Here is a 15595-nt window from a genome sequence, read left to right as displayed (position 1 = left end):
GACCGGGTGACCCCGCCACCCCTCGGCCTGCTGCTCGACGTCGACGGCCCGGTCGCGAGCCCCGCGACCCGCACGGTCGCCCCGGCGCTGCTGGCGGACCTGCGCGCCCTGCTGGCCGCGGGCGTCCCCGTGGTGCTCAACACCGGCCGGTCGGCGGCGTTCGTCGGCGAGCGCGTCCTGGCGCCGCTGGCCGCGGCCGGCCTGCCCGGCGGGGCCCGGCTGCACGCGGTCTGCGAGAAGGGCGGCGTCTGGACGTCGGCCGGCCCGGACGGGGCGGGCGAGGTGCACGTCGACCCCGCCCTCGCCGTCCCCGCCGTGTGCCGGGCCCTGCTCGCCGACCTGGTGGGCGACGGCTACGGCGACGCGATGTTCGTCGACGACACCAAGCGGACGATGGCCACGGTGGAGGCGCGCACCGACGTCCCGGCCGCCGTCTACGCCGAGCGGCAGCGGGCCTTCGACGCCGACCTGCTCGCCGGCCTGGTGACCGCGGGGCTCGGCGTGCGGCTCGGCGACCGCGCCCACCCCGACGCCGACGGCCGGACGCCGTGGCGGATCGACCCGTCGGTGATCGCGACCGACGTCGAGTCGGTGCACTCGGGCAAGGCGCTGGGGGCCCGCCGCGCGCTCGAGCTGCTGGGGGCCGACGGACCGCTCCCCCGGGCCTGGCACACCGTCGGGGACTCGGCCACCGACTACGCGATGGCCGACCACCTGCACGGCCTGGGCCACGACGTCGTCCACGTCGACGTCGGCCCGCGGCCGCCGCTGGACCGGCCCTATCCGGTGCGCACGGTGCCGGGCGCCGCCTACGAGACCGCCGGCGGGGCGCACCTGCGCGCGCTGGCCGGCCGGCTGGGCTGACCGCGCCGGTGGCCCGGCACCCGGGGCGGGAGCCGGGCCGGCGGGGGCCGGGCCGGCCTAGAGGTACTGGCCGGTGTTGGTGGCGGTGTCGATCGCGCGGCCGGAGTCGTTGCCCTTGCCGCTGATGAGCGTGCGGATGTAGACGATCCGCTCGCCCTTCTTGCCCGAGATCCGCGCCCAGTCGTCGGGGTTGGTGGTGTTGGGCAGGTCCTCGTTCTCCTTGAACTCGTCGACGCAGGCCTGCATCAGGTGGCCGACCCGCAGGCCCGCCGTCCCCGTCTCCAGGTTCTCCTTGATGGCCATCTTCTTGGCCCGGTCGACGATGTTCTGCAGCATGGCGCCGGAGTTGAAGTCCTTGAAGTAGAGGACCTCCTTGTCACCGTTGGCGTAGGTGACCTCGAGGAAGCGGTTCTCCTCGCTCTCGGTGTACATCCGCTCGACGGTGCGCTGGATCATCGCCTGGATGGTGGCCTCGGTGCTGCCGCCGTTCTCGGCGAGGTCGTCGGCGTGGATGGGCAGCGTCGGGGTCAGGTACTTGCTGAAGATGTCGCGCGCGGCCTCGGCGTCGGGCCGCTCGATCTTGATCTTCACGTCCAGCCGGCCGGGCCGCAGGATCGCCGGGTCGATCATGTCCTCGCGGTTGGAGGCGCCGATGACGATGACGTTCTCCAGGCCCTCGACGCCGTCGATCTCGCTGAGCAGCTGCGGGACGATCGTCGACTCGACGTCGGAGGACACGCCCGACCCGCGGGTGCGGAAGATCGAGTCCATCTCGTCGAAGAACACGATGACCGGGGTGCCCTCGCTGGCCTTCTCCCGGGCCCGCTGGAACACCAGCCGGATGTGCCGCTCGGTCTCGCCCACGTACTTGTTGAGCAGCTCCGGGCCCTTGATGTTGAGGAAGTAGGACCTGGCCTGCCCCTCCCCCTTCACCGCGGAGACCTTCTTGGCCAGCGAGTTCGCCACCGCCTTGGCGATGAGCGTCTTGCCGCAGCCGGGCGGGCCGTAGAGCAGGATGCCCTTCGGCGGGCGCAGCTGGTACTCGCGGAACAGGTCCGCGTGCAGGAACGGCAACTCGACGGCGTCGCGGATCTGCTCGATCTGCCGGGCCAGGCCGCCGATGTCGGAGTAGTCGATGTCGGGGACCTCCTCGAGGACGAGCTCCTCGACCTCGCTCTTGGGGATCCGCTCGTACACGTAGCCCGACCGCGACTCCAGCAGCAGCGAGTCGCCGACCCGCAGCGGCTGGTCGGTGAGCGAGTCGGCCAGGTAGACCACCCGCTCCTCGTCGGTGTGGCCGATGACCAGGGCCCGCGGCGTGACGCCGTCGATCGGCTCCAGCAGCTCCTTGAGCATGACGACGTCGCCCTGCTTCTCGAAGCCGAGCGCCTCGACGACGTTCATCGCCTCGTTGAGCATGACCTCCTGGCCGGGGCGCAGCTCCTCGGCCTCGACGGCCGGGGACACCGAGACGCGCAGCTTGCGGCCGCCGGTGAAGACGTCGACCGTGCCGTCCTCGTGCTGCCCGAGGTAGACCCCGTAGCCCGACGGCGGCTGGCCGAGCCGGTCGATCTCCTCCTTGAGCGTGAGCAGCTGCTCGCGGGCGTCGCGCAGGGTGCCGGCGAGCTTGTCGTTGCGCTCGGACAGGAAAGCCGCGCGGCCCTCCGCCTCGGCGATCCGCTCCTCGAGCGCCCGCACCTGCCGGGGGCTGTCGGCCACCTTGCGGCGCAGGAGAGCGATCTCCTCCTCGAGGTAGGAGATCTGGGAGAGCAGGGCGGAGACGTCACGTTCGCGCCGCGCTCGGAACTCGTCGGGACCGCTGACAGGACCGGGGCCCATCGCGCACCTCCGCACATCGGGGGGAGCCAGGAGGCAAATCTATACACGCCTGCCGACACCGTGCCCGACGCTCGCCGGAGGCCGGCTCCCCCCTGCAGGGCTACTTCTGGGGACGCCGCTGGCGGACCGGCGCGACGACGCCCTCGGCCAGCCGGCGGGCCGTGACGAGGAACGCGGTGTGCGCGACCATGCGGTGCTCGGGGCGGACGGCGAGGCCGACGGCGTGCCACGGGCGGACCAGCGACTCCCAGGCGTAGGGCTCGGTCCACACGCCCTGCGCGCGCAGGGCCTCGACGTAGGTGGACAGCTGGGTGACCGTCGCGACGTAGCCGACGAGGACGCCGCCGGGCCGCAGCGCCGCGGCCACGGTGGGCAGCACCGCCCACGGCTCGAGCATGTCCAGGACCACCCGGTCGACGACCTCGTCCGCGGGGTGGTCGGCGAGGTCGCCCAGGCGCAGGTCCCAGGTGTCCGGCACCCCGCCGAAGAAGGCGGCCACGTTGCCGCGGGCGACGTCGGCGAAGTCCTCGCGCCGCTCGTAGCTGGTGACCCGGCCCGACGCCCCGACGGCGCGCAGCAGCGAGCAGGTGAGCGCGCCGGAGCCGGCGCCGGCCTCGAGGACCCGCATGCCGGGCCCGATGTCGCCGCTGCCGACGATCTGCGCGGCGTCCTTGGGGTAGATGACCTGCGCGCCGCGCGGCATGGACAGCACGAAGTCGGCCAGCAGGGGCCGGAACGCCAGGTAGCCGGTGTTGGCCGTGGAGTGCACGACCGAGCCCTCCGGCGCGCCGATGAGGTCGTCGTGGGCGATGGCGCCGCGGTGGGTGTGGAACTGCTTGCCGGGCTCGAGGACGACGGTGTGCAGCCGGCCCTTGGGGTCGGTGAGCTGCACGCGGTCGCCGACGGCGAAGGCGCCCGGCACGCGGGCGGCGACGGCGGCCGGCTGCACCGCGTCCGCCTCCGTGTCCACGTCCGCGGGGACCGGTTCGCCGGCGGGGGCGGCGCTCGGCGCGTTCTGGCTGGGCTCGGGCTGCGGTTCCACGGGCGGCCAGCCTAGGCGAGCGGCGGGACGGGTCCGTCCGGCGCGGGCACTCGGAACTGTCGGCGGGGCGACGTAGCGTCGGGTGCATGACGGCAGTGGCGCAGGACCCGGCGCGCAGCGGCACGGTCATCCCCGACACGGCGTCCGACGGCGGCGAGCAGGCTCCCGACGGGGGCAGGGCCCCGCGCCGGCCCTCGCTGTCGCCCAGCCGGGCGGCGGACTTCAAGACCTGCCCGCTGCTCTACCGGTTCCGCACCATCGACCGGCTGCCGGAGAAGAAGAGCGCCGCGGCGGTGCGCGGCACGCTGGTGCACGCGGTCCTGGAGCGGCTGTACGACCTGCCGCCGGCCGAGCGGACCGTCGAGGCGGCCCGCGGGCTGGTGGCGCCGGCGTGGGACGAGCTGCGCGCCGACCCCGAGGTCGAGGCGCTGTTCACCGCCGGCGAGGAGGGGCAGCAGCCGCCGTCGCTGGAGAGCTGGCTGGACTCGGCCGGGAAGCTGGTGGAGACCTATTTCCGGCTCGAGGACCCCACCCGCATCCAGCCGGAGGGCCGCGAGCAGCTGGTCGAGGTGACCCTGCCCGACGGGCTGCTGCTGCGCGGGTACGTCGACCGGCTCGACGTCGCCCGCAACGGCGCGCTGCGGGTGGTCGACTACAAGACCGGCTCGATGCCGCGCGAGGCGTTCGAGTCCAAGGCCCTGTTCCAGATGAAGTTCTACGCGCTGGTGCTGTGGCGCACCCGCGGCGTGGTGGCCTCCCAGCTCAAGCTCATCTACCTCGGCGACGGCGACGCGCTGACCTACGCCCCCGAGGAGGCCGAGCTGGTCCGCTTCGAGCGGACGCTGCTGGCGATCTGGGCGGCGATCGAGCGGGCGGTGGCCACCGGTGACTTCCGGCCCAACCGCACGCGGCTGTGCGACTGGTGCGACCACCAGGCGCTGTGCCCCTCCTTCGGCGGCACTCCCCCTCCGTTCCCCGCCGAGGCCGCCGCCCGCGCCGGGTGGGCGACGCTGCCGATCGTCGACCGCGACTGACGCCCCCGGCGCCCGCTCCCCCGTCCCGGCGGACGCACGCCCGGAACGATCATGGAGCCGCAGTGGCGACGCGCCGTCGCCGTCCGGCGTGTCCCCACCGCGGCCCCGTGATCACCGGTCCGCGGCGCCGGCCGGTCCCCCGGCAGGTGCTCCCCCTCTTGCTCGCCCCCGGCCGACCACGTCGGCGCGGTAGTTGGGGATAACGGTCGGTGTCACGGAGGGGGGACGAGCGAGACGCGCCGGTCCCCGTCGACCCGGCGGCGCGGCCGGTCCTAGCGTCGGCTCCCCCGCCATCCCTGGGAGGACCGGTATGCGCGGCTACCGGGCCGACCGGGCCTTCGACGGCGAGCGGGTGCGGCGCGGCGGGGCCCTGGTGCTGGTCGACGACGGCCGGATCGTCGCCGTCGAGCCCGCCGGGACCGCCCCGCCCGACGGCGTCCCCGTCACCGCGCTGCCCGGGACGACGCTGCTGCCCGGGCTGGTCGACACGCACGTCCACCTGTGCGGCGACAACGGCCCCCGCGCCCTGGACCAGCTCCCGGAACTGGAGCCGGCACAGGTGGACGCGATCGTGGCCGCCGCCCTGCAGCAGCACCTGGCCGCCGGGGTGACCGCGGTGCGCGACCTCGGCGACGTCGGCTGGGCGGTCGTCGAGCGGGCGCCGGCCGACGGCCCCACCGTGGTCGCCTCCGGCCCGCCGCTCACCTCCCCCGCCGGCCACTGCGCGGGCATGGGCGGCGTCGTCCGGGGCGTCGAGGCGCTGCGGGCCGCGGTCCGCGAGCGCGCCGAGCGGGGCGCGGACGTCGTCAAGCTCATGGCCAGCGGGGGCGTCATGACCCCGGGCACCGACATGGCCGCCTGCCAGTTCAGCACCGCCGAGGTGCGCGCCGTCGTCGACGAGGCGCACCGGCTGGGCCTGCCGGTCACCGCGCACGCGCACGCGCTGAGCGCCGTCCGGCAGGTGCTGGCCGCCGGCGTCGACGGCATCGAGCACTGCTCGTGCCAGACCGCCACCGGCTGGGGCGTCCCACCGGCGCTGGCCGCGCAGCTCGCCCGCGCGGGCACCGCCGTCTGCCCGACGCTGGGCCTGGCCGACGGCGTGGTGCCGCCGCCGCGGATCCAGGAACTCCTCGCCCGGATGGACATCACCGACCCGGCGCGCGCCGCCGACGCCGCCCGCATGCACCGCGCGGGCGTCCGGATCGTCAGCGGCGTCGACGCCGGCATCGGCCCCGGCAAGCCGCACGGGCTGCTGCCGCGGGCGGTCGCCTCGCTCGCCGGCGGCGGGGTGCCGGCCCCGGAGGCGCTGGCGACGGCGACCTCCGCGGCGGCCGCCGCCTGCGGTCTCGGCGGGCGCACCGGGCGGCTGGCGCCCGGCCTGGACGCCGACCTGCTGCTGGTCGACGGCGACCCCACCGTCGACGTGACGGCGCTGGAGCGGGTGCGGCTGGTGGTCTCCCGCGGCCGGGAGGTCGTGCCGGCCGGCTGAGGGGTCAGCCGCGCGGCGCGGCGTCCCGCCCGAGCAGCAGCGCCTCCAGGTCGGCAAGCCCGACGCCGGCCAGCGTGTCGCGCAGCACCAGGCCCGGCGCGGGCTCCAGCGGCTGCAGCGCGGGCACGCCGAGGACGGTGGCGCCCGCGGCCAGCCCGGCGGCCACCCCGACCGCGGAGTCCTCGACCACGACGCAGTCGGCCGGGTCCACGCCGAGCGCGGCGGCGGCCTGCAGGTAGGGCGCCGGGTCGGGCTTGCGGGCGGGCACCTCGTCGCCGCACACGGTGAGGTCGAACGGCGGCACGTCCGGGAACGCGCGCCCGATGTGCGCGATGACCACGTCGGCCAGGCGGCGCGACGTCGTCGTCACCAGGGCCGTGGGCAGCGCGGCGGCGCGCACCTCGGCCAGCAGCTCGCGCGCGCCGGGCCGCCAGTGCAGGTCGGTGGCGAGCAGGCCGGCGACGGTCTCCTCCACCCAGGCGACGTCGGCGCTCGTCTCCCCGGGGGTGCGCTCGATCCCGAGGTCGGCCTGCAGGATCCGCATCGACGTCGCCATGCTGGTGCCGACGGTGGCCTCGCGGGCGGGGGCGCTGAGCTCGCCGCCCAGGCGCCGGGCGAGGGCGAACAGGGCGTGTCCCCAGTGCTGCTCGGACTCCACCAGCGTGCCGTCCATGTCGAAGAGCACCGCGCGCAGGTCGGTCCGGGCGTCAGGGGCAGGGAGGGTCACGGCAGGTCTCTCGGGCAGGGAGCAGGGGCACGACGGCCCGCGCCGGCCGACGTCCCCAGTGTCCCACCGCCCCGCACCCGGCCACCGTGGCGGTCAGTCCTCGACGCGGAACCCCACCTTCAGCGTCACCTGGACGTGCGCGACGTCGCCGTCGACGACCTGGCCGCGCACCTCCTGGACCTCGAACCACTCGACGTGCCGGATGGTCTGGGACGCCTTGCCGATCGCGGTGCGGATCGCGTCGTCGACGCCGGTCGGGCTGCTGCCGACGACCTCGGTGAGCCGGTACACGTGGTTGGCCATGGCGGTCTCCTCCCCGCACCCGGCGGCGCCGGGCGCGGGTCGATCCTGGCCCGGCGGCGACGGCCGCGGAACGGGGCGGTCAGCCGGGCAGGATGTTGACCACCCGGGCGAGCACCACCACGAGGACGCCGAGGGAGATCGTCGACTGCAGCGCCATCAGGCCCTTCACCCGCAGCGTCAGCGGCAGCGTGTCGGTCGGGCTGAGGGCGACGAGGTTGGTGAAGGCCACGTACAGGTGGTCACCGAAGCGGGGACGCCACCCCGGTGCCGCGAGGCCGGGCGCGCCGGTCTGGGGGAACTGGAAGTCGGGGTAGGGCCGCGGCTCCGCGACCCGGCCGGCCGGCCCGCCGCCGTCGAGCTGCCAGTAGAGCAGGGCGAACGTGACCACGTTGACCAGCAGGACCAGCCCCGCCGCGATCAGCAGCCGGTCGGCGGTGAGCGGGACGTGGTCGACCTCGCCGTCGCCGAGCACGAGGACCACCAGCCGGGCGGCCGCGGCGGCGTTGGCGACCACGAGGGTGCCGAACAGCACGAGCACCAGCGACCGGGCGCCGCGGGGCACCGGACCGGGCCGGGCCGCGACGGCCACCAGCACCAGCAGCGCGGCCCCCTCCACCAGCGGGACGAGCAGCGGCGGGCCCACCCGGTACCGGGCGGGGATCAGCACCTGCAGCAGGATGACCAGCACGCCGGTGAGCAGCGGCCAGGTGTAGCTCTCCGGCGCGCCGGACCGGGTCCGGCCGACCGTGCGGTCCATCGCACCACCGCGTCCCTTCGGTCCCGCCGCCCAGCATCCGCGGGTCGCGTCCCGGGCTCGTCACCCGGCGCGGACGAGGCCGCCGGTCAGGCGGCGCGGCGGCGGGCCCGCCGCAGCAGCACCGCGCCGACCCCGCCGGCCACGGCGACGCCGATCGCGAGCCCGGTGCCGTTGCCCTCGGCCGGCATCTGCGTCGAGGGCGGGCACTCCGCGTCGGCCTTCCGGGCGGCCAGGTTCGTGCTGCCCAGGTGCCACATCGGCCCGCCGCCGTTCTCGACGGTCACGGAGAACACGGCGTGACGCACCCCGGGCTCGAAGGTCGTCGGCTGCGGCTCCCCCAGCGGGGCCGGCGTCACCTGGTTGGCCGGGCCGACCGGGATGTCCACCGTCTCGCCGGTGCGGTTGTCGTAGCCGAACACCGCTGTCCAGCTGCCGTCGGCGTGCCGGACGACGCAGTCCACCAGGGGCACCACGTCCGGCGGGTCCGAGCGGTCCGGCGCCGCCCCGGCGACCCCGGGGGTCAGGGCGACGACCGCCCCGACCGCGGTGGCCGCGAGTCCCCGCGCGAGGCGGCCCCGTCGCGTCGTCGAGCGTCCCGTCGTGTCCATGCCGTCCCTCGTGTCGCTGGTGAGCTGCACCTGACACGGGTCCATCGGCAGACGCGGGGGCGGCGGGGAGCCGGATGCCGGGATCCCACCCGGGCGGGTGAGCTCCTACGCGAAGCGCACCGGCTGCCCGGTGGCCTCCAGCACCGACATCCACAGGTCGCCCAGCGGGTCGACGTGGTTGCGCCGGCTGACCGCCAGGGACATCGGGAGGTGCACGAACCGCCGCCGGCGGCGCGCCACGATCACCTCCGTGCGCCCGGCCATCGCCGCGTGCACGGCGGCGTGCGCCAGCCGCAGGCAGTAGGCGCTGTCGTAGGGGTTGGCCGGCACGCTGCGGATGGCGTAGCTGGGGTCGAAGTAGCGGACGTTGTTCTCGACCTTCGCGTCGTCGAGGTGCTCGGTGATCAGCCGGCGCAGCAGCCGCCCGATGTCGCCGAGCCGGACGTTGCCCGACGCGTCGCGGCCGGGCTCGTGCTCCTCGATGTGCTCCTGCCCGGCGCCCTCGGCCACCACGACGACGGCGTGCCCGCGCTCCTCCACCCGGCGGCGCAGGTGCTCGAGGAAGCCGTGCTCGCCGTGCAGCGCGAACGGCACCTCGGGGATGAGCACGTAGTCGGCGTCGTCCTTGGCCAGCGTCGAGTAGCAGGCGATGAAGCCGGAGTGCCGGCCCATGAGCTTGACCAGGCCGACGCCGCCGGGCGCCGACCGGGCCTCCACGCTGGCGGCGTGGATCGACTTGGTGGCCTCCGACATCGCCGTCTGGAAGCCGAAGCTCTGGTCGATGTAGGGGATGTCGTTGTCGATGGTCTTGGGCACCCCGACGACGGCGATCTTCAGGCCGCGCTCCTCGACGACCCGCACGACCTCCATCGCCCCGCGGATCGTGCCGTCGCCGCCGATGACGAACAGCACGTTGATCGCCAGCCGCTCCAGGGCGTCGACGATCTCCTCGGGGTCCTGCATGCCGCGGGAGGTGCCGAGGATGGTGCCGCCCTCGTCGTCGATGTGCTGCACCACCTCGGGCGTGAGGTCGACGACGTCCTCGCCGTAGTGCGGGATGAAGCCGCGGTAGCCGTTGCGGAACCCGACGATCCGGCGCACGCCGTAGTGGCGGCACAGCTCGAGGACCAGCCCGCGGATGACGTCGTTGAGGCCGGGGCACAGCCCGCCGCAGGTGACGATGCCGACCCGGGTCTTGGCCGGGTCGAAGTAGATGCGCTTGCGCGGGCCGCCCGGCTCCAGGCTGGGCAGCCGGTCGACCGGCACGCCCCGGGTGCCGGCCATCGACAGGGTGTCGTCGAAGAGGATCCGGTCGTCCTCCTCCACCGAGTGCTGCGTGGTCTCCCGCGCGGCCAGCCGCTCCGCCAGCGGCGAGTCGATGCGGCACGGACCCAGCGTCCGCACGGCGAGGTCCTCGTGTCCGATCACACGCGGAACGCTCCCACACACGGGTCCCGCCGCTGCGCGCGGCACCCCGGTCGTCAGGACGTCATGTCGACCTGGATCTTGGGGCCGGGCCCGGACCCCTCCGGCCGCCGCCCGGCGAGCACCTCGCCGACCTGCGCGAGCCCCACGGTGGCGGCCACCAGCGGCCGCGGGTCGACGGTGCCGGCGGCGTAGGCGGCGACGGTGTCGGCGAGCCCGGGCGAGGCGGAGAGGACGCCGACGGCGGTGACGTCGCCGAGCACCAGAGCCCGGGTGTCGACGGCGCTGGGGCGCCCGGCCAAGCCGACGTAGACCACCCGGCCGGCGGGCTCGACCAGGTCCAGCGCCCGGGCAGGGGCGCCGGCGTCGGTGGAGGCGTCGACGACGGCGTCGAACGGCCCGCCGGGCACGGTGCCGGCGGCGGCGAACCCGAGGGCGCGGGCGAAGGCCAGGGACCCCGGTGTGACGCCCAGCAGGTGGACCTCCGCGCCGGCCGCGCGGACGAACATCGCCGTCAGCAGGCCGATCGTGCCCGGCCCGACCACCAGCACCCGGTCGCCGGGCCCGGCCGCGGTGGCGCGGGCCGCGCGCAGCGCGTTGCCGCCGGGCTCGACCAGCGCGCCGAGGGCGGCGTCGACCGCGCCGGGCAGCGCGTGCAGGCAGCGCGCCGGCACCGCCAGCCGCTCGGCGAGCGCGCCGGGCCGCCCGCCGCGGATCCCGACCTCCTGCCGCTGCGCGCACACGTGCTGCTGCCCGCGCCGGCAGCGCCGGCAGGTGCCGTCGCCGAGCATGGTGTCGCCGGTGACCCGCCGGCCCACCCAGCCGGGGTCGACCCCCTCCCCCACCGCGGCGACCGTGCCGGCCCACTCGTGGCCCAGCCGCACCGGGTAGGCGGCGTGGCCCTGGTGCAGGTAGGCCATCTCGCCGGTCCAGAACTCGACGTCGGTGCCGCACACGCCGACCCGCTCGACATCGACGACCACCTCCCCCGGCGCCGCGACCGGCTCCGCGACCTCGGTGACCCCGCCCTCGCCCGGCCCGGTGACGACGAACGCGCGCACCGTCAGTCCACGAGGTCGAGCGCCGCGCCGACCAGGGAGTCGACGTCGAGGCCGTGGTGGCGGTACACGCTGTCGAGGTCGCCGCTCTGGCCGAACCGGGTGACGCCCAGGTGCGCCGCCGGCACCCCGCGGACCCCGGCGAGGAACGCCAGGGTGTGCGGGTGCCCGTCGAGCACGGTGACCAGCGGCGTGGCCCGGTCGGCGGGGAACGCGCCGTCGAGCACCCACGGCGCGGCGTCGTCCAGCCCGCGGCGGGCCTGCACCGCGCGGAACAGCAGCCCGGGGCTGGTCACCACGACGACGTCGGCGGGGAACCCGAGCCCGTCCAGCCGCTCGGCGGCGGCCAGCGCCTCGGGGACGACGGCGCCCATCGCGGCCAGCGTCACCGCCGGGCGCGGCACCCGGCGCAGCGGATAGGCCCCGGCCACCACCTGCCGGCGGCGCCGCTCCCGGGCGGCCGGGTCGGCGGGCACCGCGGCCAGCGCCTGGTCCACCGGCCGGGTGGACAGCCGCACGTACGCCGACTGGCCGCCGGGGCGGCCCATCTGGCCGAGCACGGCGAGCAGGCACCACTCGGTGTCCAGGGCGAACGCCGGCTCGTAGGACAGGCAGCCGGGCTGCTCCAGCCCGATCGACGGCGTGGTGACCGACTGGTGCGCCCCGCCCTCGGGCGCCAGGGTCACCCCCGACGGCGTGCCGACCAGCAGCGACTGCCCGCCCGCGTAGATGGTGAACGACCACGGCTCCAGCGCCCGCTCGACGAACGGGTCGTAGAGGACGCCGACCGGCAGCAGCGGCTGCCCCCACCGGGACCAGGTGGCGCCGAGCTCGCCGATGGCGCCGACCAGGTTGGTCTCGGCGATGCCGAGCTCCACGTGCTGACCCGAGGGCTTCTCCCGCCAGTGCAGGATCGTCTCGGCGTCGTCGGCGAACCAGTCGCGGCGGTCCTCGTGCGACCAGACGCCGACCTTGTTCACCCAGCCGCCGAGGTTGGTCGAGCTGGACACGTCGGGGCTGACCGTGACCACCCGCCGGCCCACCTCCGGGGCGGCGCGGTTGAGGTCGAGCAGCGTGCGGCCGAGCGCCGCCTGCGTGGTGGCGGTGCCCGACGGGGTGCGGCCCAGGTCGGCCGGCACGGGCGGGACGACGGCGTCGTCGACCGGCGGCCGGGCCAGCCGGGCGGCCGCGGCGGCGAGCAGCCCGGCGGGGCGGCCGCCGGCCGGGAACGCGGCCCACGGCTGCGCCGGGTCGACGCCGACCCGGGCGGCCAGCTCGTGCAGCTGGGCCTCGGTGAGCAGCGCGGAGTGGTTCTGCGGGTGGCCCTCGGTGGCCAGCCCGTAGCCCTTGAGCGTGTAGGCGATGACCACGGTGGGGCGGGTGTCGTCGATCTGCGCGAACGCCTGCCGCAGCGCGGTGAGGTCGTGCCCGCCGAGGTTGCGCACCGCGGCGACCAGGTCGGCGTCGGGCACCCCGGCGACCAGCTCGGCGATCGCGGCCGCGCCGGGCCCGTCCCCGGGCAGCTCGCGGCGGACCTCCGCCGGCGTGCGGCGCAGCAGCCGCTGGTACTCGGCGTTGCTCATCCCGTCGATGCGGTCGCGCAGCGCGGGCCCGCCGGGCCGGGTGAACAGCTCCTCCAGCAGCGCGCCGTACTTGACGGTGAGCACCTGCCAGCCGGCGGCGGTGAACATGCCCTGCAGCCGGGTGGCGCCCATGGTCGGGACGACGCGGTCCAGCGACTGCCGGTTGAGGTCGACGATCCAGTTCACCTCGCCGAGCTCGGCGACCATCGGGTCGAGCACCGCCTCCCACACGGCGCCCTCGTCCAGCTCGGCGTCGCCCACCAGCGACCACTGCCGGCCGGTGCCGCCGGCGCCGAACTGGGTGTTGACGTAGCGGCGGGCCAGCGCGCCCCAGACCGGCGCGGTGGCGCCGATGCCGACCGAGCCGGTCGAGTAGTCCGCCGGGACCGGGTCCTTCAGCCGCGACGGGTAGGACTGCAGCCCGCCGAACGCGCGCAGCGTGGTCAGCCACGAGGCGTCCAGCTGCCCGAGCAGGAACTCCAGCGCGTGCAGCACCGGGCTGGCGTGCGGCTTGACGCTCACCCGGTCGTCGGCGGCCAGCTGCTCCAGCCACAGCGCGGTCATGATCGTGACCATCGAGGCGCTGGACGCCTGGTGCCCACCCACCTTGAGCCCGCTCGGGTCGGGGCGCACCCGGTTGGCGTGGTCGACGATCGCCGTGGCCAGCCACAGCACGCGCTGCTCGATCTCGCGCAGCGCGGCGTCGTCCGAGCCGGTGGCGGGGGGCCGCGGGGCGGCGAGCGTCATGGTCACTCCTGTCGGGTGGGCGGACGACCAGCATCGCGCGTTCGCGCGCTGCCCCCGGAGGGAGGGCCGGTGTGCCACCGTCGCTCCCCGTGACCACCCCGGACCGCCCCGCCCTGCTGCGCTCCCTCTACCGGGCCTTCACCGCCCGCGACCTCGACGCGGTGGTGGCCGCCATGGCCCCCGACGTCGACTGGCCCAACGGCTGGGAGGGCGGCCGGGTGCACGGCCACGACGGCGTGCGGGAGTACTGGGAGCGGCAGTGGGCGCAGATCCGCCCGCTGGTGCGGCCGACCGGCGTCGAGGAGCGCCCGGACGGCTCGGTCGCGGTCACCGTGGCCGTGACGGTGCGCGACCCGGGCGGCGCGCTGCTCTCCCGCGAGACGGTGCGCCACGTCTACCGGTTCACCGGCGACCTCGTGCAGCGGATGGACATCGAGAGGCAGGACGCCGGGCGGTAGGACGCCGGGTGGGGACGCGGCCCCCGGCCGGGGCGGGCCGGGGGCCGCGCCCGCTCACGGCACGAGGATCGCGCGTCCCCGTACCCGTCCGGCCGACAGGTCGTCGATCGCGGTCTGGAAGTCGTCCAGCGCGTACCGCTGGGTGTGCAGCGTGACCTTCTGCTGCGCGGCCAGCGCCATGAGCTCGACCAGGTCGTTGTAGCTGCCGACCAGGTTGCCCAGGATGTTGATCTCGCTGGAGATGAGGTCGATGGTCGGCACGTCGATGTTCTCGCCGTAGCCGACCACCAGGTAGTCGCCGGCCCGCCGGGTCATCGCCAGCCCCTCGGCGGTGGAGCCGCCCTCGCCGACGAAGTCGATGACGACCTCCGCGCCGGCCACGCCGGTGAGCGACAGGACCTGCTCCACCTGGCCGCCGTCGGCGTGCACGGTGTGGTCGGCCCCGACCGACTGCGCCAGCTTCAGCGCCTCGGGGTTCCGGTCGACGACGATCAGCTCGGCCGGCGAGAGGGCGACCATCACCTGGATGCCGATGTGCCCCAGCCCCCCGGCGCCGATGATCACGCACCGGTCGCCGGGGCGCAGCCGGCGGGCCGCCTTCGCCGCGGCGTGGTAGGCGGTCAGGCCGGCGTCGGCGAGCGCGGCGACGTCGGCCGGCTCCAGCGACTCGTCGATCTTCACGCAGCTGCGCGCCGAGGTCTTGAGGTACTCGGCGTACCCGCCGTCGGTGTCGATGCCGGGGAACCGGGAGTCCTCGCAGTGCACGTCGTCCCCGGCGCGGCAGGCGCGGCACAGCCCGCAGGTGACCAGCGGGTGCAGGATCACCTTGTCCCCGACGGCCACGTTGGTCACCGCGTCCCCCACCGCGTCGACCCAGCCGGCGTTCTCGTGGCCGATCGTGTACGGCAGCGTGACCTGCGACTTCTCCGCCCACTGCCCCTCGAGGATGTGGATGTCGGTCCGGCACACCCCGGCCCCGCCGATCCGCACGACGACGTCGTGCGGGCCGGTCACCTCGGGCTTCGGGACGTCGTCCATCTGCAGCGGCTCGTGGTAGCCGACGACGCGGACGGCCTTCATGGCAGCACCTCCAGGGGGATGAGCGGACGCTCGTCGGGACGGGGGGTCTGGTCGGCCTCGGAGCCGGGGTAGCGGGTGGTGAGCAGGCCGCGGCAGAAGTGCGCGTTGCCGTCGACGGAGATCCGCACCGAGCGGGCCCGGCGCAGCACCGTCGGCGCGTCGTCGGGGCCCAGGCGGGTGCCGTCCTCGCGCAGCAGCACCGGGGCGGCGTCGTCGACGGGCAGGCCGAGGGCCGCCCGCCGGCGGCGCAGGGCGGCCGCGGCGTCGGCCGGGAGGTCGCCGAGGGCGACCGCCCGGACGTCGGCCGCCGGGTCGGCGCGGAGCAGGGCGGTGAGCGCCCGCTCCATGGCGGCGGTGTGCGCCTTGCGGGTGAACGTCGCCCGCAGGTCGTCCAGCGACTCCTCCGCCTCGTGCCCGAAGGTGCCGCGGTAGCCGAGCCCGGCGGCCAGCCCCCGGTTGATGAGGTCGGAGTCGTGGGGGGGGGGGGGGGGGGGGGGGGGGGGGGGGGGCGGGGGGGGGGGGGGGGGGGGGGGGGGGGGGGGGGGGGGGGGGGTGGGGGGGGGGGTGGGGGGGGCGGGTGT

Annotated in this window: 15 protein-coding genes; 4 read left to right on the top strand and 11 right to left on the bottom strand. The window is 75.9% G+C overall.

The annotated features are described in order from the left end of the window. Window positions 1–6 precede the first annotated feature (6 nt). Entirely contained in the window at window positions 7–864 is an 858-nt protein-coding gene (locus ACI79L_RS06340; RefSeq protein ID WP_456935955.1) for a hypothetical protein, read from the top strand. Window positions 865–921: 57 nt separating this feature from the next. Here the strand turns inward: ACI79L_RS06340 and arc are convergent, their stop codons facing one another. Both arc and ACI79L_RS06330 read right to left on the bottom strand, forming a co-directional pair. Beyond that, window positions 922–2703, bottom strand: a complete 1782-nt coding sequence (arc, locus tag ACI79L_RS06335) for a proteasome ATPase (RefSeq protein ID WP_456935954.1) — start codon at window positions 2701–2703, stop codon at window positions 922–924. A 100-nt stretch (window positions 2704–2803) separates the two neighbouring features. Then, complete coding sequence (locus ACI79L_RS06330; RefSeq protein WP_456935953.1) at window positions 2804–3745, bottom strand: tRNA (adenine-N1)-methyltransferase; 942 nt, start codon at window positions 3743–3745, stop codon at window positions 2804–2806. Between the two features lie 86 nt (window positions 3746–3831). Between ACI79L_RS06330 and ACI79L_RS06325 the strand changes: the two genes are divergently transcribed. Together ACI79L_RS06325 and ACI79L_RS06320 are read left to right on the top strand one after the other, a co-directional pair. After that, complete coding sequence (locus ACI79L_RS06325) at window positions 3832–4779, top strand: RecB family exonuclease (protein ID WP_456935952.1); 948 nt, start codon at window positions 3832–3834, stop codon at window positions 4777–4779. A gap of 310 nt (window positions 4780–5089) precedes the next feature. After that, window positions 5090–6268 carry an amidohydrolase family protein gene (locus tag ACI79L_RS06320; protein WP_456935951.1) on the top strand — a complete coding sequence of 393 codons (1179 nt, stop codon included), beginning with the start codon at window positions 5090–5092 and terminating at the stop codon, window positions 6266–6268. A 4-nt stretch (window positions 6269–6272) separates the two neighbouring features. On the opposite strand, the gene ACI79L_RS06315 is transcribed toward ACI79L_RS06320, so the two are convergent. The 7 genes from ACI79L_RS06315 to ACI79L_RS06285 form a co-directional block, all read right to left on the bottom strand. Continuing rightward, a complete protein-coding gene (locus ACI79L_RS06315) occupies window positions 6273–6995 on the bottom strand; it encodes an HAD family hydrolase (RefSeq protein ID WP_456935950.1) in 723 nt (240 codons plus the stop codon). Window positions 6996–7088: 93 nt separating this feature from the next. Further along, entirely contained in the window at window positions 7089–7298 is a 210-nt protein-coding gene (locus ACI79L_RS06310; protein WP_456935949.1) for a dodecin, read from the bottom strand. A 79-nt stretch (window positions 7299–7377) separates the two neighbouring features. After that, window positions 7378–8055 (bottom strand): hypothetical protein, encoded by a 678-nt coding sequence (locus tag ACI79L_RS06305; protein WP_456935948.1) that lies wholly within the window; start codon window positions 8053–8055, stop codon window positions 7378–7380. 86 nt (window positions 8056–8141) lie between these two features. Continuing rightward, window positions 8142–8663: a hypothetical protein gene (locus ACI79L_RS06300; RefSeq protein ID WP_456935947.1), complete on the bottom strand. Its 522-nt coding sequence runs from the start codon at window positions 8661–8663 to the stop codon at window positions 8142–8144. Window positions 8664–8768: 105 nt separating this feature from the next. Beyond that, complete coding sequence (locus ACI79L_RS06295) at window positions 8769–10091, bottom strand: ATP-dependent 6-phosphofructokinase (RefSeq protein ID WP_456935946.1); 1323 nt, start codon at window positions 10089–10091, stop codon at window positions 8769–8771. Between the two features lie 53 nt (window positions 10092–10144). Continuing rightward, window positions 10145–11149 (bottom strand): zinc-dependent alcohol dehydrogenase, encoded by a 1005-nt coding sequence (locus tag ACI79L_RS06290; protein WP_456935945.1) that lies wholly within the window; start codon window positions 11147–11149, stop codon window positions 10145–10147. A gap of 2 nt (window positions 11150–11151) precedes the next feature. Then, on the bottom strand, window positions 11152–13476 hold the full coding sequence (locus ACI79L_RS06285) for a transketolase-like TK C-terminal-containing protein (RefSeq protein ID WP_456935944.1): 2325 nt from the start codon (window positions 13474–13476) through the stop codon (window positions 11152–11154). A gap of 89 nt (window positions 13477–13565) precedes the next feature. On the opposite strand from ACI79L_RS06285, the gene ACI79L_RS06280 reads away from it, so the two are divergent. After that, entirely contained in the window at window positions 13566–13934 is a 369-nt protein-coding gene (locus ACI79L_RS06280) for a nuclear transport factor 2 family protein (RefSeq protein ID WP_456935943.1), read from the top strand. A gap of 54 nt (window positions 13935–13988) precedes the next feature. Here the strand turns inward: ACI79L_RS06280 and ACI79L_RS06275 are convergent, their stop codons facing one another. Beyond that, window positions 13989–15014 (bottom strand): NAD(P)-dependent alcohol dehydrogenase, encoded by a 1026-nt coding sequence (locus ACI79L_RS06275; RefSeq protein ID WP_456935942.1) that lies wholly within the window; start codon window positions 15012–15014, stop codon window positions 13989–13991. Then, window positions 15011–15361 carry a hypothetical protein gene (locus ACI79L_RS06270; RefSeq protein ID WP_456935941.1) on the bottom strand — a complete coding sequence of 117 codons (351 nt, stop codon included), beginning with the start codon at window positions 15359–15361 and terminating at the stop codon, window positions 15011–15013. Before ACI79L_RS06270 ends, ACI79L_RS06275 begins: the two co-directional genes overlap by 4 nt. Window positions 15362–15595 lie beyond the last annotated feature (234 nt).

The organism is Geodermatophilus sp. SYSU D00684 (assembly GCF_054050455.1).
Note: the sequence above shows the minus strand (reverse complement) of the source record. Positions and strands in the feature narration are given on the sequence as shown.

What these genes read in the sequence shown, in the direction of transcription:
- ACI79L_RS06305 (WP_456935948.1), bottom strand. Translation starts at nt 8,055, where the DNA reads ATGGACCGCACGGTCGGCCGGACCCGGTCCGGCGCGCCGGAGAGCTAC.
- ACI79L_RS06325 (WP_456935952.1), top strand. Translation starts at nt 3,832, where the DNA reads ATGACGGCAGTGGCGCAGGACCCGGCGCGCAGCGGCACGGTCATCCCC.
- ACI79L_RS06270 (WP_456935941.1), bottom strand. Translation starts at nt 15,361, where the DNA reads ATGGAGCGGGCGCTCACCGCCCTGCTCCGCGCCGACCCGGCGGCCGAC.
- ACI79L_RS06275 (WP_456935942.1), bottom strand. Translation starts at nt 15,014, where the DNA reads ATGAAGGCCGTCCGCGTCGTCGGCTACCACGAGCCGCTGCAGATGGAC.
- ACI79L_RS06320 (WP_456935951.1), top strand. Translation starts at nt 5,090, where the DNA reads ATGCGCGGCTACCGGGCCGACCGGGCCTTCGACGGCGAGCGGGTGCGG.
- ACI79L_RS06300 (WP_456935947.1), bottom strand. Translation starts at nt 8,663, where the DNA reads ATGGACACGACGGGACGCTCGACGACGCGACGGGGCCGCCTCGCGCGG.
- arc (WP_456935954.1), bottom strand. Translation starts at nt 2,703, where the DNA reads ATGGGCCCCGGTCCTGTCAGCGGTCCCGACGAGTTCCGAGCGCGGCGC.
- ACI79L_RS06285 (WP_456935944.1), bottom strand. Translation starts at nt 13,476, where the DNA reads ATGACGCTCGCCGCCCCGCGGCCCCCCGCCACCGGCTCGGACGACGCC.
- ACI79L_RS06310 (WP_456935949.1), bottom strand. Translation starts at nt 7,298, where the DNA reads ATGGCCAACCACGTGTACCGGCTCACCGAGGTCGTCGGCAGCAGCCCG.